The following is a 22,844-nucleotide window of genomic DNA, read 5'->3' as shown; positions in this document are numbered from 1 at the left end:
ATAAAATGAAGGGCTTGCCGTAAACGCTATAAACAATCGGCTATAGACTGGCCGAAACGGAAAACGACCCTGGGGGCTGGCATGATTAGCTTGCGAATGAAGTCGGGCGGCGCGGTGCGCGCGCTGGCCAAGGGGCTGGCGGCGGTCGCCGTCTCGGCGTTGACCGTCCTTGCGAGCGCGCCCGCGTCGGCGCAGTCCCAGGGCGCAACCCAGGACCGTACCAACTGCTCCAACTATGCTGTCAACATCGGCGGCACCCGGTCGTTGACCGTCCCGTCAGGCGGCGGCGGGACGCTGACGTGGTTCAGCGGCTCGGCGACCGGCGGCGCCAATGGCGGCACAAGCCATACCATTTGCGGTTGGTCCACGAGCATCGTCACCCAGGGATCGAAGGGGACAGGGAGCGCGTTCGCAGGATCGAGCGGCGGGTCGCTTAGTTACTCCGCAAATCCGGGCGCGTCGGGCACCGACAGCTTCGTCGCCCGGATCACGTCGAGCTATTCCGGCGGCAGCGGTCAGGTGACGGTCAACGTCACCATCACCGCCCCCCCCGCGCCGACGGTCGGCAACATCACGGCGACGACGCCCTATCGCACCCTGGTGACGATGCCGGCGAGCATTTCCGGGGATGCGACTGGCGTTGAGGTCGTATCGGGGCCTTCAAAGGGCACGGCGACCGTAAGCGGGCTGTCCTTCCGATACGAGCCGTATATCGGCCAGACCGGGACGGACACCTTCACCTACCGGGCCACGAGCGCGGGCGGGAACTCGAACGTGGCGACAGCCACGGTGACGATCCAGGCGCCGGCCGCGCCAACTGTCGCGAATATCTCAACGTCAACGGCGCACAACACAGCCGTCAACGTCTCCGGGAACGTCAGTGGAGAATGGTCCCGCCTGGACGTCGGTGTTCCGCAGAATGGCGGCACCGCAAGCGTGTCCGGCGGGACGATGCGCTACACGCCGCCGACAGGATTCTATGGGACCGATCGCTTCGCTTATTCGGCGACGGGTCCAGGTGGCCGGTCCGCCGATGCCACAGTCACGGTCACGGTGGCGCCGCCTCCCGCGCCAACGGCGGGCAATCTGACCGTCGATTTCGCGTATGAGACGGGCAAACAATTCACGGTGCCGGTGAGCGGCGAAGCGAGTTCGATCTCGGTCACATCGTTGCCGTCTAACGGATCGGCCGACTGGTTCTTGCCGACCATCACCTACACCCCCGCCGCTGGTTTCTACGGGAACGATAGTTTGCGCTACAGGGTGAACGGGCCGGGCGGTTCGTCACCCGAATATACCGTGACACTGAGGGTAGCCGCGCCGTCCGCGCCTGGCGCGGGCAACGTCAGCGCCAGCACGGCGTATGAGACGGCCATTAACATTGGGCTGACGCCCACCGGCGTCTATTCGTCGGTGTCGAAGGTCGCGGACCCATCGAACGGAACGGTGACGATCACGGGCACGACAGCCCGCTACACCCCGGCCTCGGGCTTCTACGGAACCGACACCTTCACCTATCGGGCGTCCGGCCCCGGCGGCAACTCGCCGACGCGCACGGTCACCGTCACGGTTGGGACGCCACCCGCGCCAGGCGCGGGCAACGTCAGCGCCAGCACGGCGTATGAAACGCCGGTCAACGTCGCCCTGACGCCAACGGGCGTCTATTCGTCGGTCGCGAAGGTCGGTGATCCGTCGCGCGGCTCCGTGACCATCACTGGCACGACGGCGCGTTACACGCCGGAAGCTGGGTTCTATGGCACAGACTCGTTCACCTATCGGGCGTCCGGTCCTGGCGGCAATTCGCCGACGCGGACCGTCACCGTCACGGTTGGGACGCCGCCAGCGCCTGGGGCTGGGGACGTCAGCGCCAGCACATCATATGAAACCGCCGTCAATATCGCGCTGACGCCATCTGGCGAATACACGTCGGTGGCGCTCGGATCTTCGCCTGCAAACGGGTCGGCGTCGTTGACGGGCACGACCGTTCGCTACACCCCGGCGGCGGGCTTCTACGGCACCGACAGTTTCGTCTACCGGGCAAGTGGGCCGGGAGGCAACTCGCCGACCAGGACGGTTACGGTGACGGTCGCGGCGCCGCCCGCGCCCACGGCGTCAAACCAGTCCCAGCCGGTCAACTATGAAAGCGCGGCCTCGTTCAACCTGGCCGTGGGCGGGGTATACGACGACGTTCAAATCATCGCACAGCCGGGCAAGGGCGGCGTGTCACTGAACGGTGCCCGTGCGACCTACACGGCGGGCGCGGGTCAGCTCGGGACAGACACCTTCACCTGGCGCGCCAGCGGACCGGGGGGGAACTCCGCGACGCGCACCGTCACTATGTCGATCAACACGCCGCCTGCGCCTACGGCGAACGATGTGACAGCGACGACGGCCTATGAAACGGCGACGCTCGTGGCCTACAGCGTCAGTGGGGCGACCTCGGCCCCGCCGGAAATCACCTCCGCACCTTCGCACGGCACGGCGTCTGTGGAAGGCGCCGGGTTCCGCTACACCCCGGCGGCTGGCTTCTATGGCCAGGATACGTTCACCTATGCGGTTGAAGGCCCCGGCGGCGTTTCCGCCCCAGCGACCGTGCGCGTGACGGTTTCCACGCCGCCGCCGCCGACTGCCGCCGATACGACGCTATCGACCCCATTCCAGACGGCCGGATCGCGCGTGCTGCCGGTCGCGGGCGTCCTGACCGATGTGGTGATCGTCGCCCAGCCGACCAAGGGCGCGGCGTCCATCACCGGGACGACGCTGACCTATACGCCCGGTGCTGGCCAGCACGGGGCGGATCAGCTGACCTACCGGGCGACCGGTCCAGGCGGCGCGTCGCAGACGCGCACGGTCGCGATCACAATTGCGGCCCCTGCCGTGCCCACTATCGCGGACGGCTCGATCTCGACCTCTTTCGAAACGCCGGGCGGCACGACAATGAGCGTGACCGGCTATCAGCCGGTCCTCTCGATCGGCCAGGCCCCCGCCCACGGCGAAGTGTCGTTCAGCGGCGCTTCTGTCACCTACACTCCGGACGCGGGCTACTATGGGGCGGATACGTTCACCGTGATCGCCTCCAACGCCGGCGGCGCGTCCGCGCCAGCGACGGTGAACGTGACGGTCGGTCTCCCGGCCGCTCCCACGGCACAAAGCGGCTCGGGCAACCTGGCGTTCGGCGAGACCAAGACGTTTGACCTGAGCGTCGGCGGCGTCGTCTCGTCGGTCGGGACGGTCACGGAACCGGCGCATGGCGTTCTGTCGATCAGCGGGACCAAGGCGACCTACACCCCAGCTGCAGGATACTACGGCGCCGACTCATTCCGCTTCCGCGCGATCGGCCCAGGTGGCCAGTCGGGACCGGCGACCTTCTCATTGGTCGTTGGGCTTCCGCCCGCGCCAGCGGCCGACGACGCCACGCTGACGACTGGATATGAGGAACCGGGCTCGTTGGATCTTCCGACAGGCGGGGTGACGCAGCGCGTCTACATCACCCAGGGCCAGCATGGATCGGTGACGATCGACGGAACCCGCGTGACCTATACGCCCGCCCTCGGCTTCTACGGGACGGACAGCTTCACCTACACGGCGTCCGGCCCAGGCGGTGATTCCCGCGTGGCCACGGTCACAGTCGTCGTTGGGCTTCCGCCCGCGCCGACAGCCGCCGACGCCACCCTGACAACGACTTTCGAGACGACGAAGACGGCGATCCTGCCGGTCGCGGGCGTCCTCACGTCGGTCAATATCGTGGCGCAGCCGTCGCACGGCTCGGCTTCAATCACGGGCACGACGCTGACCTACACCCCGGCCGGCGGGCATCATGGCGCGGACCAACTGACGTATAAGGCGGTCGGCCCCGGCGGTGAATCGCGGGTCGCGACAGTCGCCGTAACGGTCGGCGTTCCTGATGCGCCGACCATCGGCGATCTGAACCTGGCGACGGACTTCGGCCAGCCGGTAACCGGCGCGTTGACCGTGACGGGCTTCTCGCCAACCCTGTCGGTCGGCGATGCGCCTAACCACGGCTCCGCCGTCGTTTCCGGTCGCTCGGTGACCTACACGCCAGCTGACGGCTTCTATGGGGCGGACTCGTTCACGATTGAGGCGACGAACGCCGGTGGCGCCGCCTTGCCAGCGACGGTCAACGTCACGGTCGGATTGCCCGCTGCGCCGACGCTGCAAGGGGCGACTCTGACCACAGCATTCGAGACGAATGGCGAAGTCGTCCTGGCCCCGGCCGGTGTCTGGTCGAGCCTGGAGATTGTCGGCGCTCCGTCGCATGGCTCGGCTTCCATCGTTGGCCAGCGCCTCGTGTTCTCGCCCGCTGCGGGCTTCTATGGCGACGATAGCCTGACGGTCCGGCCGATAGGGCCGGGCGGCGCTGGGGGCGTTGCCGTGGTGGAAATCAAGGTGGGCCTGCCCGGTGCGCCTTCGGTGAACGCCGCCTCGATCGCAACGGCTTACGAGACCGCCGGTGAGACCGATCTGGTGGTCAGCGGCGTGTTTACGTCGCTGCGGATTGTCGACCAACCTAACCACGGCCAGGCCATTCTGAACGGCGAACGTGCGACCTACACCCCGGCGGATGGCTACTATGGCGCGGACGCCTTCACGGTGGAGGCGACCGGCCCCGGCGGCGTCAGCCAGGTCGCGACCGTTGCGGTGAGTGTCGGCCTGCCGGGTGCCCCGGTCGCTGCGCCGTCGCTCGCCCTCGCAACGCCCTATGAAACGCCAGGGGAAGTGACGCTGGCCGCTTCGGGCGTGGTCTCGGGCTTCACGCTGCTAAGCCAACCGTCGCACGGGGCCGCGGTCCTGGTCGGCGACCGAGTGACCTACACGCCGGCGGCCGGTTACTTCGGTGCCGACGCCTTCCAGTTTCGCGCGGCCGGGCCGGGCGGAAACTCCGCACCCGCGACGGTGCGTGTGACGGTCGGTCTTCCCGACGCACCGCGCGCGCTGGCGGCGACGATCGAGACGCCGTTTGAAACTGTGGGCTCTGTGAGACTGCGCGGGGAGGGCGTGTTCGACGCGTTCCGGCTTGAAGCGCAGCCGACGCACGGAAGCGCCGTCCTGGATAACGGCGTGGTCAGCTACACCCCGGCCTCGGGCTTCTATGGCGCGGACTCCTTCACGTTTGCCGTGACCGGCCCGGGTGGGGACTCCACGCCCGCCACGGTGGCGGTGACGGTCGGACTGCCTGGCAAGCCCGTCGCCTCGCCGTCGTCCATTGAGACCGCGTATGAAACGCCGGGCTCCACGACGCTGCGCGCCACGGGCGTGTTCGACGGGTTTGTGATCCGCGACCACCCGACGCACGGCGCTGTGGCGGTGCAAGGCGCTGTCGTCACCTATACCCCGGCGGCGGGCTACTATGGTGCGGACGCCTTTACCTATGTCGCGCAAGGGCCGGGGGGTGAATCAAACCCGGCTACGGTGGCGGTGACGGTCATTCGCCCAGGCGCGCCCGTGGCCGCCGCCGACCTGGCGCTTTCGACGCCCTACGAAACGCCGGTCGAAGGCAGGCTGGCCGCCACCGGCGTCGTGTCCCGCCTCGTCCTGGCGTCCCAACCGGCCCATGGCCGTGCAGTCCTGGTCGGCGATCGGGTGACCTATACCCCGGCCGCCGCCTACTTCGGGGCCGACTCCTTCACCTTCATCGCCGAGGGACCGGGCGGCACGTCGGCCGAAGCCACGGTGCGGATCAGCGTCGGTCGGCCGGAGGCGCCCGTTGCGGCAAAGGATCTGGTGCTTACGACGGACTATGAGCAGCCCGTAACGGGCCAGCTGAGCGCTTCGGGCGTGGTGACGAGCCTGCGCCTGGACAGCCAGCCGGAGAACGGCCGCGCAGTCCTGGTCGGCGATAAGGTGACCTACACACCCGCGTCGGAGTTCTATGGGGCTGACGCATTCACGTTCGTAGCCGAAGGCCCCGGCGGCGTCTCTGCCCCGGCGACTGTGACCGTCAAGGTTGGTCTGCCGGATGCGCCGATCGCGGCCGAGGGCCTGACGCTCTCGACGCCGTTCGAAACCCCTGTGGCCGGCACTTTGTCGGGGACCGGGATTGTGGACGGCTATGACCTGGCGTCGCAGCCGTCCAACGGAAGCGTCGTCATCGAGGGCGACACGGCGACATACACCCCGGCCAAAGGCTTCGCTGGGGAAGACGAATTCACTTTCGTCGCGCGCGGCCCAGGCGGTGCGTCCGCCCCCGCCGTCGTCAAAGTGACTGTCGGCGCGCCAGAGCCGGTCGCCCTGGACGTCGCGGCCACGACGGGCATGGAGGAACCCGTGCAACTGGCGCTCGGCGACGAGACGGACCGCTTCATCGAGGCGGCCGCCATCGTCAGCCAGCCGAAACACGGCGTCGTCGTGCTGGACGGTCTGAAAGCGACCTATTCGCCAGGAACCCGATTCGTCGGCAAGGACAGCTTCACGTTCCGCCTGAACGGCCCCGGCGGCGCTTCGGAGATCGCCACGGCCACGATCACGGTCGAGGGCGGGCCTGCGCCCGAACCGGACTCGTTGGAAAAGACGGGGCTGTCCGGCGAACCGATTGTGTTCGACGTCACGGCGGGGCTGGACAACGGGCCGTTCCAATCGGTGCGTTTGATCCAGGGCGGCGGCTCCACGCCACAAGGCCACGGCGGCCGCGCGGTCGTGGAAGGCCTCAAGGTCGTGTTCTACCCGGACGCGGACTGGACGGGCGTGGCAACGTTCCGCTTTGCGGTCGAGAACCGCTATGGCTGGTCGGAGCCCGCGACGGTGACCGCTATCGTCAACCCGCGTCCCGTGACCGGCCCCGTCATCGAAGTTGAGACGTGGCAAGGTCGGCCTGTTGACGTGGATCTGATGGAGCGGGCCGAAGGCGGGCCCTTCACGGCCGCGAACATTGTCAGCATCACCCCCAGCGATGCGGCGAAGGTGACCCTGCGGACGCCGACGCCAGGCCAGTATGGCCTGAATGTCGTCCCGGAGGGGGCGTTCAGCGGCGTTGTGGAAATCCGATACACCCTGGCCAACGCCTTCGCGGTCTCGGACGAAGGTCTGGTGAGGGTGACGGTTCGCGAGCGTCCCGACCCATCGCGGGATCCCGAAGTCGCGGGCCTTATCAACGCGCAGACCCAGGCCGCTTATCGCTTCTCGGGCGTCCAGGTTGCGAACGTCATGCGTCGCCTTGAATCGGTGCACGGCGGCCAAGCCCGCCGCAACAGCGTCGGACTGTCGCTGGTGCCGATGGAAAGCCTTGCCGATATTCCCGGCGACAACCCCATCATGGAGCGCCAACGCGATTACATGATCGCGGCCGGTATGGTGGAACACGTCGGCGGTTCGAACGGCGAGGCCCGGCCGGGCGCCTCCGGTGAAATCGGGCAGGGACACGCCAGCTGGTGGCTGGACGGCGCCGTGGACCTTGGGTTCAAACGGCGTGACCGGGTGCGCGAGGGCTTCCGTTTCAGCACGGACGGCCTCACGGCCGGCGTCGATTGGGGTGTCAGCGACAACCTTCTGGTGGGCTTGGGCGGCGGCTTCGGCCGGGACGACAGCCGCGTTGGCTTGAACGGGACGCACACGACGGCCGACGCCTATAGCGGGTTCGTCTATGGCTCGTGGCAACCGCGCCGCTCGGTCTTCGTGGATGGCGTCTTGGGCTATACCGCCATGGCCTACGAGGCCAAACGCTGGGCCGCAGAGGCGAGCGCTCTGTTGGACAGCGAGCGCGACGGCCGCCAGCTGTTCGGCGCGGTCTCGGCCGGATGGGAGCATCGAGGACGGCGCCTGCACTATTCACCCTATGCCAGGGTGGAATTCGCCGACATTGAACTCGGGGGCTTCACGGAAACCGGCGACGATATGTGGGCGCTGGACTTCGAAGAACAGAAGTCCACGCGGGTCACGGCGGCGCTCGGGGTCCACGGCGACTACCTGTTCCGCTTCCGCGCTGGCGATCTGTTGCCGACCTTCCGGGCTGAGTATCGCCAGGAGGTCAAGAACGGCGGCGAAACAGGTGTCCGCTATTCGGACTGGACGGAAAGCCCTCGTTACAGCGTCGAGTTGGCCCCCTACGACGACAAGAACCTGGTTCTTGGCGTGGGCGTGACCTGGCGCGGCGTCAACGGCGTCAACTGGTCTGTGGACTACGAAGGGACGACGGTGAACGACACCGCACAGGACGGGCGGGTGCGCCTGAGCCTCGGCGTGAAGTTCTGAGCGCGAACCGCGCAAGGATGGACGCCAAATAAAAGGGGCGGGCTGTAACGCGGAGTTAAGTATACGGGCGGCGGGTCATTGATCCGCCGCCCTAGTTTATAGCCGATCGTTGATAAAAACTGCTTGGAGCGGACTTGCGAATATGGCAATATCGCCATGGTTCGCTGGGTGGGCGGACCGTTGAACGGGTGGCGGTCGAATGGCCGATGATGCAACTCCGCTGAATGCGCGGGAACAAAGCCAGAGGCGCGGGCGGGAACAGCTGCGACGCCAGCTTGGGCCGCTGATCTGCGCCTGGCTTGAAGACCCCGAAGTCATCGAAATCATGCTCAACGCGGACGGCTACCTGTGGGTCGAGCGGCTTGGCCAGGGCATGGTTCGCGAATGCGCCATGCCGGCGTCTCAGGCCGAAGCGGCCATGGCGACGATCGCGGCTTACCTGAATACGACGATCACGGCGCAAAACCCGATCTTGGAATGCGAACTGCCGCTGGGCGGCCAGCGGTTCGAAGGCGTTATTCCGCCCATCGCCAGCGCCCCCACGTTCGCGATTCGCCTCAAGGCGACCAAGGTGTTCACCCTGGCGGAGTATGTCGAGAGCGGGATCATGACGCAGGCGCAATGCGCCGCGATCGAGACCGCCATTGTCGAGAAGCAGAACATTCTTGTCGTCGGCGGCACCGGCTCCGGGAAGACGACGCTGACGAACGCGATCCTCCATGGGATCGCGCGGCTGACCCCGGATGACCGTCTGGTGATCCTGGAAGATACGAACGAACTGCAATGCCAGGCGGAGAACAAGACGATCCTGCGTTCCAACGCCTCGGTCGATCTTCAAAAGCTGCTCAAGGTCACCATGCGTATGCGGCCGGACCGCATCATCGTGGGTGAGGTCCGGGGCGGCGAAGCGCTGGCGCTTCTGAAAGCCTGGAATACGGGTCACCCCGGCGGAGCCGCGACCGTTCACGCGAACGACGCGCGCTCGGGGCTGACCCGTATCGAAAGCCTGGTTGCGGAGGCGCGCCCGACGCCCGCCCAGGACGAAATTGCGGCGGCGATAAACCTCGTCGTCGTGATCGGCAAGACGCCCAAGGGGCGTCGGGTCCGTGAACTGCGCCGTGTCATCAAGTGGAACGGCCGCGACTACGAAACCGAAGTCATCGAAAACTAGGGAAATACTATGAACACCCAAACGAAGGCGGGCCGTTTGGCCGCCAGTCTCAAGAAGTCGGCCCCGATGCTGGCGGTCGGCGTCCTCGCCGTCACCTTGCCGGGCATCGTGGAAGCCTCGTCATCGGGCGCGGGTCTGCCCTGGGAGAACGGGCTGCAAACGCTGCAACGCTCGATCACCGGCCCTGTCGCCATGGTGATTTCCCTGCTCGGCATCGTCGTCACCGGCGCCATGCTGATCTGGGGTGGGGAAATGAATGAGTTCGTCCGCAAGATGGTCATGCTGATCTTCGTGATCGCGCTGATCGTCGGCGCATCCTCGATCCTGACGACCCTGTTCGGCGTCGGCGCCATGATTGCGCTGCCCGCCGGGATGGTCGCCCTGTCGTGATCGACCGCCGGCGGACACCCCTGCACCGCGCGCTCCATCGCCCGACGCTGATTGCGGGCGGGGAGCGCGAGTTGGTGCTGATGACCGGCCTGGTGGCCTTCGGTCTCGTCGCTTCGGCGATGAACTGGGTGGCCGCCGTGGTCGGTTTCCTTCTCTACGGCGCGAACCTCTACCTGCTGCGTCTGATGGCCAAGGCAGACCCTGAAATGAGCAAGGTCTATCTGCGCCAGCTGAAATACAGCGGTTACTACGCGCCCCGCTCGCGCCACTGGCGCCAGGAGTAGCGCACCCCATGAACTTCCTCCAACCTTTCCGGTCCAAGGCCAAGGGCGTTCCTGATCTGCTCAATTGGGCCGCGCTGGTCGATGACGGCGTGATCCTGTGCAAAGACGGCGCGCTGCTCTCGGCGTTTTTCTATCGCGGCGAAGACAGCGAAAGCAGCACGAACGAGCGCCTTAACCTGGTGTCCCGTCGAGTGAACGACGCCCTGACCCGGCTCGGAACGGGCTGGGCGCTCTGGTTCGACTCCGTGCGGATGCCTGTCGCGGCGTATTCGGACCCCGCCGCGTCGCATTTCGCCGATCCGATCACACACCTGATTGACGAAGAACGGCGCGCGACCGCCTTGGCCGAAGGTGAGCATTACGAGACCGAAAACGTCCTGTGCGTGATGTGGACGCCGCCGATCAAGGCGTCGAGCAAGCTGGCGGATTTCGTCTATGACGACGACAATTCGACCAAGGATGACCTGGCCAAGAAGCACCACCAGAACTTCGAAAGGGTGCTGGGCGAACTGCAAGACAACCTCTCCGACGTGCTGGAAATGCGTCGGCTCAAGTCGTTCCGGTTCACCGACGACCACGGCCGGGAGCATCTGCAAGACGAACTCGTCAACTACCTGCACTTCGTGCTGACCGGCCTGCAACACGGGATCAATATTCCGCCGGTGCCGATGTATCTGGACGCCCTGATCGGCGGCCAGGAACTCTACGTCGGCGATACGCCGAAGATCGGCGACAACTTCCAGGCCGTCGTGGCGATCGAGGGCTTCCCGGCAGAAAGTATGCCGGGGATCCTGGACCTGATGAACCACATGGCGATCCCGTATCGCTTCACGACGCGGTTCCTTCCTCTCGACCTGGTTGAGGCCATGGCGATCCTCAAGAAGGGTCAACGCCGCTGGAAGCAGGCGGAACGCGGCTTCATTTCGCAGGTGATGAAGCAGGGCGGGCCGGCGACGAACCTCGACGCCGTTGCGATGACCGCGGAGACGGAAGCCGCCATGACGGACGCCCAAAGCGCCCTGGTGGCTTTCGGTTACTACACCCCCACGATCACCTTGACCGGCCCCGTCGCAAAGGACGTCCTGGCCGACGCAAGGACGATCGCGGCCGAGATCCGCAAGCTGGGCTTCGCGACGCGCGTTGAGACGGTGAACGCCATGGAAGCATGGCTGGGCTCGCTGCCCGGCCACGTCATCCCCAATGTCCGGCGGCCCTTGGTGCATTCGCTTGCGGTGGCCGACATGGCGCCGCTGTCGATCGCCTGGCCGGGCCTGCCCGAGAACCCTTGCCCGTTCTATGAGGAAGGTTCGCCGCCTCTACTGCAGGGCGCCACGTCCGGCGCGACGCCGTTCCGCCTGAATCTCCACGTCGGCGACCTGGGCCATACCTTGGTGTTCGGCCCCACGGGCGCGGGCAAATCGGTGCTGCTGTCCACGATCGCCGCGCAGTTCCGGCGCTATCGCGGCGCCACGATCACCGCCTTCGATAAGGGCAACTCGATGTTGCCTCTCGTCCTGGCGTCCGGCGGCAAGCACTATGATCTGTCGCCGGACAACGAACAGTCGCCGAAGCTGTGTCCGCTCCAACACCTGGACACCCCCGGCGACGCCGCCTGGGCGGAGGAATGGATTGCGACCTGTTTCGCCCTTTCCGCCGGTAAGCAGCCGACGCCGGGCCAGCGCAAGGAAATCCACCGCGCCATTTCGCTGATGCGCCAGGCGTCCTACGGCCGCTCGCTGACCAACTTTGTCGGCACGGTGCAAGACGAGGAAATCCGTGAGGCGCTGAACCACTACACGATCACCGGCGCGCTCGGCGACCTGCTGGACGCGGAGCAAGACGGCCTCGCGGGCGCGGATTTCTCAGTCTTCGAAATCGAGGATCTGATGAACCTCGGCGCGAAGAACATGATCCCGGTCCTGCTCTATCTCTTCCGCCGTTTCGAAAAATCGCTGACGGGCCAGCCGGCGTTGCTGATCCTGGACGAAGCCTGGCTGATGCTCGGCAATGACGTGTTCCGCGACAAGATTCGGGAATGGCTCAAGGTGCTTCGCAAGGCGAACTGTGCGGTCGTCATCGCAACGCAAAGCCTCTCGGACGCGCAGGCCTCCGGCATCATGGACGTGCTGCGCGAAAGCTGCCCGACCAAGATCTTCCTGCCGAATGAGGAAGCCGGTCTTTCCGGGTCCGATCAGGTGTTGGGGCCTCGTGATCTTTACCTCGGATTGGGGCTGAACGAACGCGAACTCGATATCCTCGCCTACGCGACGAAGAAGAAGCACTACTACTACGTCAGCCCGCTCGGCCGCCGTCTGTTCACGCTGGAACTCGGCCCCGTCACTTTGGCGTTCGTCGCCGTCTCCGACAAGGAAGGCGTCAAACGGGTGAAGGCGCTCCATGCCGCGCACGGCCCATCGTGGCCCTACGAATGGCTCCGCGAACGCGGGGTCTCCTATCAGCGCTATCAATCGGAGGACTATCGCCATGCGGCGTAATCATCTGCTGGCGGCCGTCGCCGCCGTCAGTCTCACTCTGACCGGCGTGGGCTCGGCGCCCTCGGCCGCTGTCGCCCAAGCGGTTTACTGCACCAACTGCGCGAGCCAGGTGACGCAGCTTAAGCAGCAAGCCGACCAAGCGCTGTCGCTACTGCGGCAAGCGGAGCAGCTGAGCACCCAACTCAAGCAGTATGAGCAGGCGCTTCAAGACGGGCTTGCCCTGCCGGATCAGATGTTCGGGGACGTCGCGCGCGACCTCGCCTCCATCAACAACCTGATGGATCAGGCGCAAGGCCTGGCCTACACGGCGTCGAACCTGGATCAGGCGTTCGCCGACCGCTACGGGTCGTTCGAAAGCTACCGCCAGAACGGCGTGAGCGACGAACAGCTGCAAGCGAAGTATCGCCAGTGGTCCGACGAATCCAACTCGTCGATCCTGACGGCCATGCGGGCGCTGGGCCTCCAGTCGCAAGGCATGGACTCCGAGGCGGCGATGCTGCGCCAGCTGCAATCGCGCGCCGGGTCCGCGCGCGGCCAGATGCAGGCTATCCAGGTCGGAAATGAACTGGCGGCGGAAAGCGTGGCGCAGATGCAGCGTCTTCGCCAACTGCTGATGACGCAGACCCAGCTGCAAGCCCAACAGATGCAGCTGGAAGCGGACCGGAACGCGGTCGGCGATGCGCGCGCCCGGCAATTCTTCTCGCGCGGCGAAAGCACCTACTCGGGAAGCACCTACTGATGCGGGCCGCCTGGATGCTTGGGGCGGTGATCCTGGCCCTCGCCGCGTGTGGCGAGGGACCGGAGACGCCGCCGCGCCAGGACGACGCTGCTTGGCGCGAGACGCGCCCGGCGACGCCGACGAACCCGCCGCCCGCGCGCCGGGACGGTCCGAAATACACCGGCAACACCTACTGAGGACGACAGGCCCATGGCTCCCATGTCCCGCTTCTGTCTCTACGCCACGTTGGGCGCGGCGACGGCGCTGATCTTCGGCGTTGGCCCCGCCGCCGCCGAAGGCTCGCTGGATTCGATCGTTGACCTGTATCGAAACAGCGCGGCGTCGTGGGGACCAACCCTGCGGAACTACGCCCTGGGCCTGTTCGGCATCCTGGCGCTGATCGAGGTTGGCTACAGCTTTATCAAGATGGCCATTCGAGGCGCGGACCTCGGCGATTTCCTCGCCGAACTGGTCGGCCGCATGATGTTCATTGGCTTCTTCCTGTGGCTGCTGCTGAACTCGGGCCAGTTTTCCGAGGACATAATCAACAGCTTCCGTCAGGCGGGCAACGCCGCCGCGCAGGCTGGCGGCGGTTCTGGCGGGGTCCGGCCGTCCGATATTTTCGAAGCCGGAATGGACATGGCCACGCGGGTCATGGACGCCATGAAGGATTCGGGCTGGGGCCTCGAACAGATGGGCGAGAAGATCATGCTCGGCATCTGTGCGATCGTGCTGGCGCTGTGCTTCGCGCTGATGGCGGCCTTCCTCATTCTGGCGTTGGTCGAGGCCTATATCGTCATGTCGGCCGGGACGCTGCTGTTGGGCTTCGGCGGCTCGCGGTTCACCAAGGACTTCGCCATCAAACAAATGACCTACTGCGTGAGCGTAGGGGCGAAGCTGTTTGTGATCCAACTGCTCGTCGGCATCGGCGAAGCCATGATTAAGAGCTGGGCGGACAACCTGGGCCCCAGCGGTGTGCCGGCGGATTTCAGCGAAGTCATGGTCATGCTGGGCTCGGCGATCGTCATGCTGGCCCTGACCAAGACCATTCCCGACACCGTGCAGGGGATCATCAATGGCGTGTCGCCGGGGTCCGGCATGGCCCTGCCAGCGGCGGCGGCGGCTGTCGGCGGCGCGGCCGCCGGGGCCGCGGCCTCTGCCCTCGGCGGTGGCGCGGCTGTGAGCGCTGCGTCCAAGCTGGCAAGCGAACAGGGCAAGGCCAGCGGCAAGGGCGGCACGGGTTTCGGCGCCGTTGCCTCTCACGTCGGCCAGATGGGCAAGAACCTGACCGGCGCCGCCGCGAACGACGTCGGCGCGAGGCTGGGCGGCCAGGCCCAGCGCGGGACGACGGGCGGCCGGATGGCGCAGTCCATGTCGTCCCAGGCGCGCCAGCTGTCGGCCGAACGATCAAAGCCGATGGCGCCAAGCCTGACGCCGACCGCCGCGCCGACCGCCGCGCCTGCGGCGGCGAACGACGGCGGCTCGATCCGTGCTGGGGGCGGCGAGAGCGGCGGCGGCGGGACAAAGCCGGCGACGGCCGCCAGGAGCGCGGCGTCCGGCGCTGCGCCGCAAGGCGGCCGGGAGGCCGCGAACTCGCCGATCTTCGGCGAGGCGCCCGAACAGGAAGCGGCGCTTGAGGCCCCGCAAGCCGTCCGCGAGCCTATCCGGTCCGCCGCCACGGGAACCGATGGCCTTGGGATGGGCGGTCCGCATGGAGGCCCTGTCGCGGCGTCGGCCAACGCCGGCGGGCCAGAGGGCAAAGCCCCTGGCGCGTCCGGTGCGGCCGTCGCGGCCGGAGCGGGGCAAGACGCCAAGGGAAGGGCTGGCGAGACTGCCGCGACGGCCGGGCTGGGCGGCGGTGCTGAGCGCCCGGAAGCGGGCTCAATCGTCGCCTCGGCGAGCGCCGCCGGTGCGGCTAATGCAGCGCCCGCCGAAGGCCGCGACGGCGCGTCGGGTCTCGCCAGCGGCCACAGCAGCGCCGCGTCCCCGGGCGGGGAAGGTCCGTCATCGACCAAACGCACGGCCAAGTCTGCGGCCTCGGCGGCCGCTTGGCCGGAAGCGCCCGGCAAGGGCGCGGCCAGCGCTGGGCTCGGCGGACGCCTCGGGGCGGCGAGGGGGACGCCAAAGGAAATCAAACGCGCACCGCGAAAGCCGAATGGCGATCGTGAGTAGGCGCTTCACCAATCAGACGAGGGACTGACCAATGTTCAAGAAGCCAGCAAACGCGAAACCCAATGCGGACCTGAACCCGTATCTCAACGGCCGCCGCGAATGGACGGAGCGCTACGCCGACCACATTAAGGGTAAGCGCGCGTGGATGCTGACGGCGCTGGGATCCATGGCGGTCGCCGCGATCGCCTGCGGCGGCCTGGGCGCTGTCGCGGCGCAGCAAAAAACCGTCCCCTACATCGTCCAGGTGGACAAGCTGGGCGCGGTGCTGCCGGTCGCGCGCGCGGACCAGGCCTCTAGGCCCGATCAGCGCGTGATCCGCGCGCAGCTGGCGGACTGGATTACGAAGATCCGCACGGTGTCGGTGGATGCCTCGGCGCAGATGAAGAACGTCTATGGCGCGTATGCGCTGATCGACCAGAACGGTCCGGCTTTCCAGGTGGTCAACGACCACATGAAGGAAAACGACCCGTTCAAGCGCGCGCAGAAGGAAACGGTGGACGTCGAGGTCAACTCGGTTCTCCCCGTCGGCGCGGACACCTGGCGGGTTGAATGGACCGAGACGACGCGGGGCCGTGATGGCCAAGTCGCGCAGTCGGTCCAGTGGCAAGCCGTCCTCAACACCAAGATCGTCCCGCCGGCCAGCGAGGAAGCGATTTTCGTCAATCCGCTCGGGATCTTCGTCAACGCGGTCAGCTGGTCGCGCCGCATCTAAGGAATGAAAGCCATGAAGAAAACCATCATCGCCATGGCCGTTGCGGCCGTTCTGGCCCCGGTCGCGGCCATCGCTCAGACGGCCGTGCCCGCCCTTGAGGCGGGTGCGGCCGCGAGTGTCCCGCCGCCGCCGCCGCCGCCATCCGGGCCGGTCTATCCGCACTCGGCCCCGCCCGCGCTGTCGAGCGTCATGGGCGCTAATCCGCGTCTCTCGGAGCGAGAGCGGGCGGGGCTTCAAATCGCGGAAGCCTGGGCTGAAAGCCGCACGGGGCGGCCCGCCACCGGGGCGGAAGGCGCGGCAATGTTCGCGTTCGGCGACACGCTGCCCTCCATCGTCTGTGCCCCTCTGTTCGTCTGCGATGTGATGCTGCAGCCTGGCGAGGTCATCAACGATATCAACCTTGGCGACGCGGTGCGCTGGAAGGTGTCGCCGGCGCGCAGCGGCGCGGCGGGCGATGCGGTCACGCACGTCCTGATTAAGCCGACAGACGCGGGGCTGACGACGAACCTGGTCATCACGACCGACCGGCGGACCTACGTTCTCAAGCTGGTCAGTCACCGGACGGAATGGATGCCGCGCGTCGCGTTCTCCTATCCCGACGATATGCGCCGGGAATGGGAGGTCTACATGGCCAATCAGCGCCAGGAACAGGCCGTCGTCGCGGCGCGGGAGGCCGCGAGGATCCAGGCGACGGTTTTGCCGACCGGCGAGGCGATCGACAACCTGGACTTCGGGTTCAGCGTTCGCGGCGACCGCCCCGCGTGGCGCCCGCTGCGGGTCTATTCGGACGGCCGGAAGACCTACATCGACTTCCCGGCGCAGATGATTCACGGGCAGGCCCCGGCGCTGGTCGGCGTCGGCGCTGACGACAACCCCGAAATCATCAACTACCGGGCCGATGGCGACCGCTTCGTGGTCGACCAGGTGCTTGAGCGCGCCGCGCTGATAAGCGGTGTCGGCCGCCACCAGACGAAGGTGGAAATCGTGCGGGAAGGGGGGCGCTAATGTCGGCGGCTGCGATCTTCCTTGCGGCCTCGATGTGCGTCCTGGGCGTCGGCGGCGGCCCATCGGACGGCTCCACAGCCGTCCCGATGCCGGCGGCCGACGCGGCGCGCATGGCCCAAGCCACGACGGCGCTCCTGGCCGAACAGATGCCGCCCGCGAACTCGGTCGTGATCCTTAAGGATGCGGCGGGGTGCGCGAGGGGCGACACCTATTCGCCGGCGCTCGCGCTCTCGCTTCGGCAGGCCGGTTTCGCGCTGGCCGTGGATGGCCAGCCGACGCCGGGCGCGCACCTGGTTCGCTACCATGTCTCCGCGCCGTGGGAGGACTCCGTTCTCCTTCGGGTCCAGCTGGACAATCGCGAGACCTCCCAACTGTTCACGCGCGGCCTCGATGGCGTCCTACGGGAAGCCGGGCCGCTTTCGGTGAGGACCGTTCAATGACGGACGATACGACTAAAATGGACGGGCCGGAGCGTTCGCCGGATCTTCTGATGGCGCCGCCGAAGCGGGGTATGGACGTGCGGCGGCTCAACAAGAAACCGCTGCTGTTCGTCCTGGGCGGCGCGACGGCCGTTGCGCTCGTGCTGATCTTCACGCTCAACGCCAAGGCGGCGCGGAAGGACGGAGACGTGGCGGTCGCCGAGGCGGCGGACGGCCGAAGCGGGCCGTCGCCGGCGCGACCGGAATTCCTCAAGGACGCGCAGACCTCCGGCGCGATCGGCGAGGGCGATGGAACTCTGCCGCCTGGCGTCCCTTCGCTGATGGCCGGTCCCGAGGCGGGCGGTCCGCTGCCGCACGGGGAAGCCGGGGCCGCAATGAGCGGTCAGGGCTATCAGCAGGTCGCGTATTCGGGCGGCGGTCAAGCCGCGTGGAATCCGCATTCCCAAGCCTGGGACGCCTATTATCAGCAGCGTGCAGCGATGGCCCAGGCTCGCTACAAGGCCGCCGACGACGCCCGAATCGGCGGTAGCAGCGTCGAAGTGCAGAACCGCCAGGACCGGCCCCAGCCGCAATCCGGCGGGCAGGGCGCCGGGCCTGCCGGCGGCGGCATGATGATGACCGGGGGCGGCCCCGCCGCCGGTATCGGGAGGGGCGGCCGACAGCAGGGGGACGACCTGAACTGGCAGGGCGACAAGCGCGCGTTCCTGGCCGAAAGCGGCGGTCGCGATCCCTACGCTGCCGGGCGCATTCAGAGCCCGGTGTCTCCTTACGAAATCAAGGCGGGAACGGTTATTCCGGCCACGCTCATTACGGGGATCAACTCGGATCTTCCTGGCCAGCTGGTCGCCCAGGTGAACCGCAACGTCTATGACACGGCGACGGGGCGTAAGCTGCTGATCCCGCAAGGCGCGCGCCTGGTGGGCGAATACAACAGCAGCGTCAGCACGGGACAATCGCGGGTGCAAGTCGCCTGGAACCGGCTGATCTACCCTGACGGCTCGTCCATCGACCTCGGCTCAATGCCGGGGACGGACGGCGCGGGCTACACCGGTCTTCGGGACCGCGTGAACAACCACAATGTCCGGCGCTGGGGCAACGCGATCATGCTGAGCCTCTTCGCGGCCGGGGTGCAAATCTCGCAGCCCCAGGCCACGAACGGGGAGAACGTCAGCAACAGTCAGACGGCGGCGGCGCAGCTGGGCCAACAGCTCGGCCAGCTGGGGATGGAGCAATCTCGGCGTGATATGCAAATCCAGCCGACTTTGACGATCCGGCCAGGCGCAAACCTAAGCGTGGCAGTAACGGCCGATCTGATCCTGCGAGAGTGGCGGCGGTAATATTATACCGCACTCCGCCGCCTGGCTTGGGCGGCGCGAACCACCCATTTGCATAGCCTAAGCCAGAGAAGGGGACCGGAGCGCGCGCCGGTCCCCTTTGCCGTGATGGCCCCTGTTGCGCTGGATTGCAAATCGGGTCTCAATCCGTTGTCGCAGGACGGGAGGTGTCGATGCCTAAGTCTGACCGATTTCATGAAGCCGAGGTGGGCGGTATCGTCTTCGTTGGCCTCTGCAATGGCCCGGAGCCGTATCTTGCCAGGATGGAAGGCCGCGAAGCGCTGCCGGGCGTGTCCCTGGGCGAACCGCTGGTGATCCATTGGCTTGGTGCAGAGGAACATCAGCGGCCGGGATTTTATGTCTGCAAGTACGATCGCCGCCACCCGCGCATTAGCCTCCACGGCCTCTCTGAACGTGAGGTGTTCGACCTCGCAGACGAATACGGCATCACGCTTGGATTAGACGTCTGCGGCGAGGGCTCGGGTATTCCGCGAAGCGACTTCTTTGAGACACCGGCCGGTGAAGGTCTGCTGCGTTGGTCGGCCGCGCATCCAAGGGCCGCGCGAAAGGCCGCATCACGGGCACCATACCTGCGCCAGTGGCCGGCCCGGCTTTGACGCCAGGCCGGGCATCAGTGCGCGGACGTTTAGGCGGCCGCGCGGGGCCTCATCGGAAGATCCGCAAGGCAAGCGGCCGAACTCAGAATCTCTAGCATCATGGCCTGGCCATTCATGAACGGCGCCTGCTTGCGAAGGCCGGACACCAAAAATGGAACCATGACGCGGTGCTGACGGTCGGAAGCGACCAGCTGCAAGGCCGCCTCGAAGTCGGCGTAGGTCATGGGTGGTAGGTATTCGGCGGCCTGGGCGGACGCAGCGGCCGGGTGGATGGATGCGGACATATGCAACTCCTACTGAGGGAGTGCGAAGGTCCACCGCAGCGCTAAGCGGCGCTATTGGGGGCGGTCCCTATAGGGGATTTTCCCCCATGCCCATCGATTGTCGTTCCCGGTTCGTTCGGATATGCCGGCGTCATGAGCGCTTGGCGAGAAACGACCCTCGGGTGGCTGATCGAGCATGAAAGGACCGTCAGGTGGGAATGCGAAGTCGCGCCCCTGGGCCACAACGGTCAGGTCGATTTAGGACGCCTGGCCAAGGCGAAGGGTGGAACCTTCTCGCTCGCGAACCGGCGTCCCGCCTGCAAGATTCCAGGGTGTCCCGGCCGGGTGCGGTTTGTCGACCGCTCAAGTATGTGGGCGCGCCCGCTCGATACGATTACGGACCGGGATGAGGCCTATTGGGAGTATGAAGCCGCGTTCCGAAAGCGGATGGCATGGGGTCGTTTGCGGGAGGGGGCGAAATCCTACGCTAAGGCTTTGGCCAACGATATTCTCCGGTAAGATTGATGTGTTCCCAGGGGATAGGAGAAGTCGCTTGATATCTAGTATGACGTCTGTCGCACGTGCTTGATTGCGGCCGCGATAGCTAGATCGCGTTGCTCCTCTTCTCCATCCGCGTTCCAAGCCGCGGAAAGACACCCGTAAGCGTACGCCTGGTCGAGCAGCCGACGCGGATCGACGTCCAGCGCACGAGAGAATGCGTCCGCCATCTGTGCAATGCGTCTAGGATCGAGACAAAGGTCGTCTCTGTCAGCCGGATCGTAGAACATATTGGCGGCGCCAAAGCCCACTTCACCGACCAGACCGACTGGATCTATCACCAGCCAGCCGCGACTGGAGAACATGATATTTTCATGATGCAGATCGCCATGTAGCCCACGCAGTTCCGAGGCATTGCTCATCATTTGATCGGCTATAATCGCCGCGTGGACGTAGTCAGTTTGACGACCTGCGTTTTGATCGTCACGCGCCCGCTGAAACAAAGCTGCAAAGCGCTCCCGGATCGGGAGAAGAGCAGAAGGCAGGGGTTCCTCAGATGCGGCATACAGCTTCGCCATCAGTTCCGCTGCAATTTCGGTCGCCTGGTAGTCGCCGTGCTCGGCAACGATGTGAGAGAGCATTCGCTCCCCGGCATATTCGAGCAACATCAGATTGTTCTCACGACCGAGCAACCGGACTGCTCCCCTCCCACTGCGCCATACCAGATAGTCGGCCCCGCGCAGTTCATCAGCAATGTCTTCTATAGGTTTCAATCCTTTGACGATTGCAGGAGTCCCGTCTGGCAAAAAAACTTTCCAAACGAGGCTGGAAAAGGTGTCCGCAATGAGAACAGGTTGGGAAACGTGCCAATGAGCAGGAAAAACAGGCGGCATGAACATCAACCCCAAGTAAGAGGGTCCAATCGCAGATAGAAGGCAAGGCGTTCGCGGTCGGGGGCTTCGATCCCCAATACATTGAATAGGACAGCGAAGGCGCGCTCTGCTTCATCTGGCGCTGCCCAGTTCTCTTCGGCGTTAGCAATCATGAGTGCCAAATCGGCATAGCGATCTGCTGTTCCGAGCCGCCCAAGGTCGATCAGACCCGTACATTGAAGAGTTCTAGGGTCTACCATGAAGTTCGGCATGCAGGGATCACCATGGCAAACAACCATATCGGTGCGCTCTTGGTCGAGCCGCACCGGTAGCTCTCGTTCGACACGAGCCAAAAGATCGAGCTGCGGCGTACTCTTGTCCTCGTCAGGTAAGAAGTCGGGATTGACGGCATTGCGGGACACCACATCAACGGCGCGTCCGATCATTCGCGACAGCCTGCGCTCAAACGGACATTGATCAACCGATAGGCTGTGAACAGCCCCAAGTTGCTGCCCCATTGACGGCCACGCTTTGAGCAAATCTGCTCCAGACAGATCCGCCGCCGGTACTCCCGGAATTGCCGTTATCACTAGGCATGCGCCCTCCTGTTCCTCCTGCCAGTTGATTACCTCGGGGCAAGCCACACCTCGACCTTTGAGCCAAATGAGGCGGTCACGCTCTCCAGCGAGCTCACCGCGACGGGAAGCAGGTGCGATTTTCGCGAAGGCATGCCCGTCACCACGTCGAAAAACAAAATCACCGGATTCTCCGCCTCTGACAGGCAACCAGTCAGAATGCGATTCACCCAAAAAAATATAAGTCCGATTCAATGGAGGTTCCTTCAGTTTGCTGATGAGGCGCGGAGGTGGCTCAACCTGCGAAAAGAAAAGAGTTGCTATGCAAGGCCAAGAACATGCTTTCCATGGTCTCTGAGCTCGCCTTTGGGGCCGACGTACCGGTAGAGAGTGACGCGCTCGATGCCAAGTTCCTTGCAGAGATCGGAAACTGAAGTATCGCGCTGGGCCATGGCGGCTTGCGCGAGACGCACCTGAGCTTTGGTGAGCGCGAATTTTCGTCCGCCCTTGCGACCGCGCGCTCTCGCGGAGGCGAGACCCGCCATGGTGCGCTCTCGGATCAGATCCCGCTCGAACTCAGCCAAGGTGGCGAAGATTCCGAACACCATGCGACCGGACGCAGTCGTGGTGTCGATCTGAGCGCCCTTTTCAGTCAGAACCCGCAGGCCGATCTTGCGGTCTGACAGCTCCTTCACCGTGTTGACCAGATGGGCAAGCGATCGTCCGAGGCGATCGAGCTTCCAGACCACCAGCACATCGCCGTCACGCAATGACTTGAGGCAAGCGGTCAAACCAGGGCGATCATCACGACCGCCGGAAGCAAGATCATCATAGATATTGTCCCGTTCGACACCTGCGGCGCGCAAGGCGTCGTGCTGCAGGTCGAGAGACTGCGAGCCATCGGCTTTGGAGACGCGGGCATATCCGATCAGCATGTATCACAAACGTTCGATTATGTGACAGTGTGAGCCGGAAAGCTCTATCCGTCAAAATTTGTCACTTAACCCGTCATTTTGTTTAAGACATGCAAAGGGTGCATCAGGCAGGTAATGTGACAGAAATTCCGGCGGGATGCCTTCCTTCACGAAGGTGG

Annotated in this window: 17 protein-coding genes; 13 read left to right on the top strand and 4 right to left on the bottom strand. The window is 65.5% G+C overall.

Translation table 11 applies throughout. The features are described 5' to 3' along the window. The first annotated feature begins 96 nt into the window (after positions 1-96). From EGK63_RS12775 to EGK63_RS12720, 13 genes are all read left to right on the top strand, one after another. Positions 97-8,205 carry an Ig-like domain-containing protein gene (locus EGK63_RS12775; RefSeq protein WP_165906608.1) on the top strand — a complete coding sequence of 2,703 codons (8,109 nt, stop codon included), beginning with the start codon at positions 97-99 and terminating at the stop codon, positions 8,203-8,205. A gap of 199 nt (positions 8,206-8,404) precedes the next feature. Beyond that, entirely contained in the window at positions 8,405-9,376 is a 972-nt protein-coding gene (gene trbB / locus EGK63_RS12770) for a P-type conjugative transfer ATPase TrbB (protein WP_052247816.1), read from the top strand. Positions 9,377-9,385: 9 nt separating this feature from the next. After that, entirely contained in the window at positions 9,386-9,766 is a 381-nt protein-coding gene (locus EGK63_RS12765) for a TrbC/VirB2 family protein (RefSeq protein ID WP_052247815.1), read from the top strand. After that, on the top strand, positions 9,763-10,050 hold the full coding sequence (trbD, locus tag EGK63_RS12760) for a conjugal transfer protein TrbD (RefSeq protein ID WP_039247780.1): 288 nt from the start codon (positions 9,763-9,765) through the stop codon (positions 10,048-10,050). The genes EGK63_RS12765 and trbD overlap by 4 nt, the downstream gene beginning before the upstream one ends. An 8-nt stretch (positions 10,051-10,058) precedes the next feature. After that, positions 10,059-12,545 carry a transporter gene (locus EGK63_RS12755; protein ID WP_125901815.1) on the top strand — a complete coding sequence of 829 codons (2,487 nt, stop codon included), beginning with the start codon at positions 10,059-10,061 and terminating at the stop codon, positions 12,543-12,545. Continuing rightward, positions 12,535-13,284 carry a P-type conjugative transfer protein TrbJ gene (gene trbJ, locus EGK63_RS12750; RefSeq protein ID WP_052247814.1) on the top strand — a complete coding sequence of 250 codons (750 nt, stop codon included), beginning with the start codon at positions 12,535-12,537 and terminating at the stop codon, positions 13,282-13,284. Before EGK63_RS12755 ends, trbJ begins: the two co-directional genes overlap by 11 nt. Next, positions 13,284-13,460 carry a hypothetical protein gene (locus EGK63_RS16525; protein ID WP_165906607.1) on the top strand — a complete coding sequence of 59 codons (177 nt, stop codon included), beginning with the start codon at positions 13,284-13,286 and terminating at the stop codon, positions 13,458-13,460. Before trbJ ends, EGK63_RS16525 begins: the two co-directional genes overlap by 1 nt. 13 nt (positions 13,461-13,473) lie before the next feature. Next, positions 13,474-15,435 carry a P-type conjugative transfer protein TrbL gene (gene trbL, locus EGK63_RS12745; protein WP_125901813.1) on the top strand — a complete coding sequence of 654 codons (1,962 nt, stop codon included), beginning with the start codon at positions 13,474-13,476 and terminating at the stop codon, positions 15,433-15,435. A gap of 31 nt (positions 15,436-15,466) precedes the next feature. Next, positions 15,467-16,147 carry a conjugal transfer protein TrbF gene (trbF, locus tag EGK63_RS12740; protein ID WP_039247771.1) on the top strand — a complete coding sequence of 227 codons (681 nt, stop codon included), beginning with the start codon at positions 15,467-15,469 and terminating at the stop codon, positions 16,145-16,147. Positions 16,148-16,159: 12 nt separating this feature from the next. Continuing rightward, complete coding sequence (gene trbG, locus EGK63_RS12735; protein WP_205618630.1) at positions 16,160-17,152, top strand: P-type conjugative transfer protein TrbG; 993 nt, start codon at positions 16,160-16,162, stop codon at positions 17,150-17,152. After that, positions 17,152-17,592: a hypothetical protein gene (locus tag EGK63_RS12730; RefSeq protein ID WP_125901812.1), complete on the top strand. Its 441-nt coding sequence runs from the start codon at positions 17,152-17,154 to the stop codon at positions 17,590-17,592. The genes trbG and EGK63_RS12730 overlap by 1 nt, the downstream gene beginning before the upstream one ends. Then, positions 17,589-18,929, top strand: coding sequence for a TrbI/VirB10 family protein (locus EGK63_RS12725; RefSeq protein WP_125901811.1), 1,341 nt, complete (start codon positions 17,589-17,591; stop codon positions 18,927-18,929). The genes EGK63_RS12730 and EGK63_RS12725 overlap by 4 nt, the downstream gene beginning before the upstream one ends. 170 nt (positions 18,930-19,099) lie before the next feature. Further along, entirely contained in the window at positions 19,100-19,543 is a 444-nt protein-coding gene (locus tag EGK63_RS12720; protein WP_125901810.1) for a hypothetical protein, read from the top strand. A 29-nt stretch (positions 19,544-19,572) separates the two neighbouring features. Here the strand turns inward: EGK63_RS12720 and EGK63_RS12715 are convergent, their stop codons facing one another. From EGK63_RS12715 to EGK63_RS12695, 4 genes are all read right to left on the bottom strand, one after another. Continuing rightward, a complete protein-coding gene (locus EGK63_RS12715) occupies positions 19,573-19,827 on the bottom strand; it encodes a hypothetical protein (RefSeq protein WP_165906606.1) in 255 nt (84 codons plus the stop codon). Between the two features lie 539 nt (positions 19,828-20,366). Beyond that, on the bottom strand, positions 20,367-21,203 hold the full coding sequence (locus EGK63_RS12705; protein WP_000480959.1) for an APH(6)-I family aminoglycoside O-phosphotransferase: 837 nt from the start codon (positions 21,201-21,203) through the stop codon (positions 20,367-20,369). Next, on the bottom strand, positions 21,203-22,006 hold the full coding sequence (gene aph(3'')-Ib / locus EGK63_RS12700) for an aminoglycoside O-phosphotransferase APH(3'')-Ib (RefSeq protein WP_025464697.1): 804 nt from the start codon (positions 22,004-22,006) through the stop codon (positions 21,203-21,205). Before aph(3'')-Ib ends, EGK63_RS12705 begins: the two co-directional genes overlap by 1 nt. 65 nt (positions 22,007-22,071) lie before the next feature. Beyond that, positions 22,072-22,686 carry a recombinase family protein gene (locus EGK63_RS12695; RefSeq protein WP_099593669.1) on the bottom strand — a complete coding sequence of 205 codons (615 nt, stop codon included), beginning with the start codon at positions 22,684-22,686 and terminating at the stop codon, positions 22,072-22,074. Between the last annotated feature and the right edge of the window lie 158 nt (positions 22,687-22,844).

The organism is Brevundimonas sp. 357 (assembly GCF_003938605.1).
Lineage (GTDB): Bacteria > Pseudomonadota > Alphaproteobacteria > Caulobacterales > Caulobacteraceae > Brevundimonas.
Note: the sequence above shows the minus strand (reverse complement) of the source record. Positions and strands in the feature narration are given on the sequence as shown.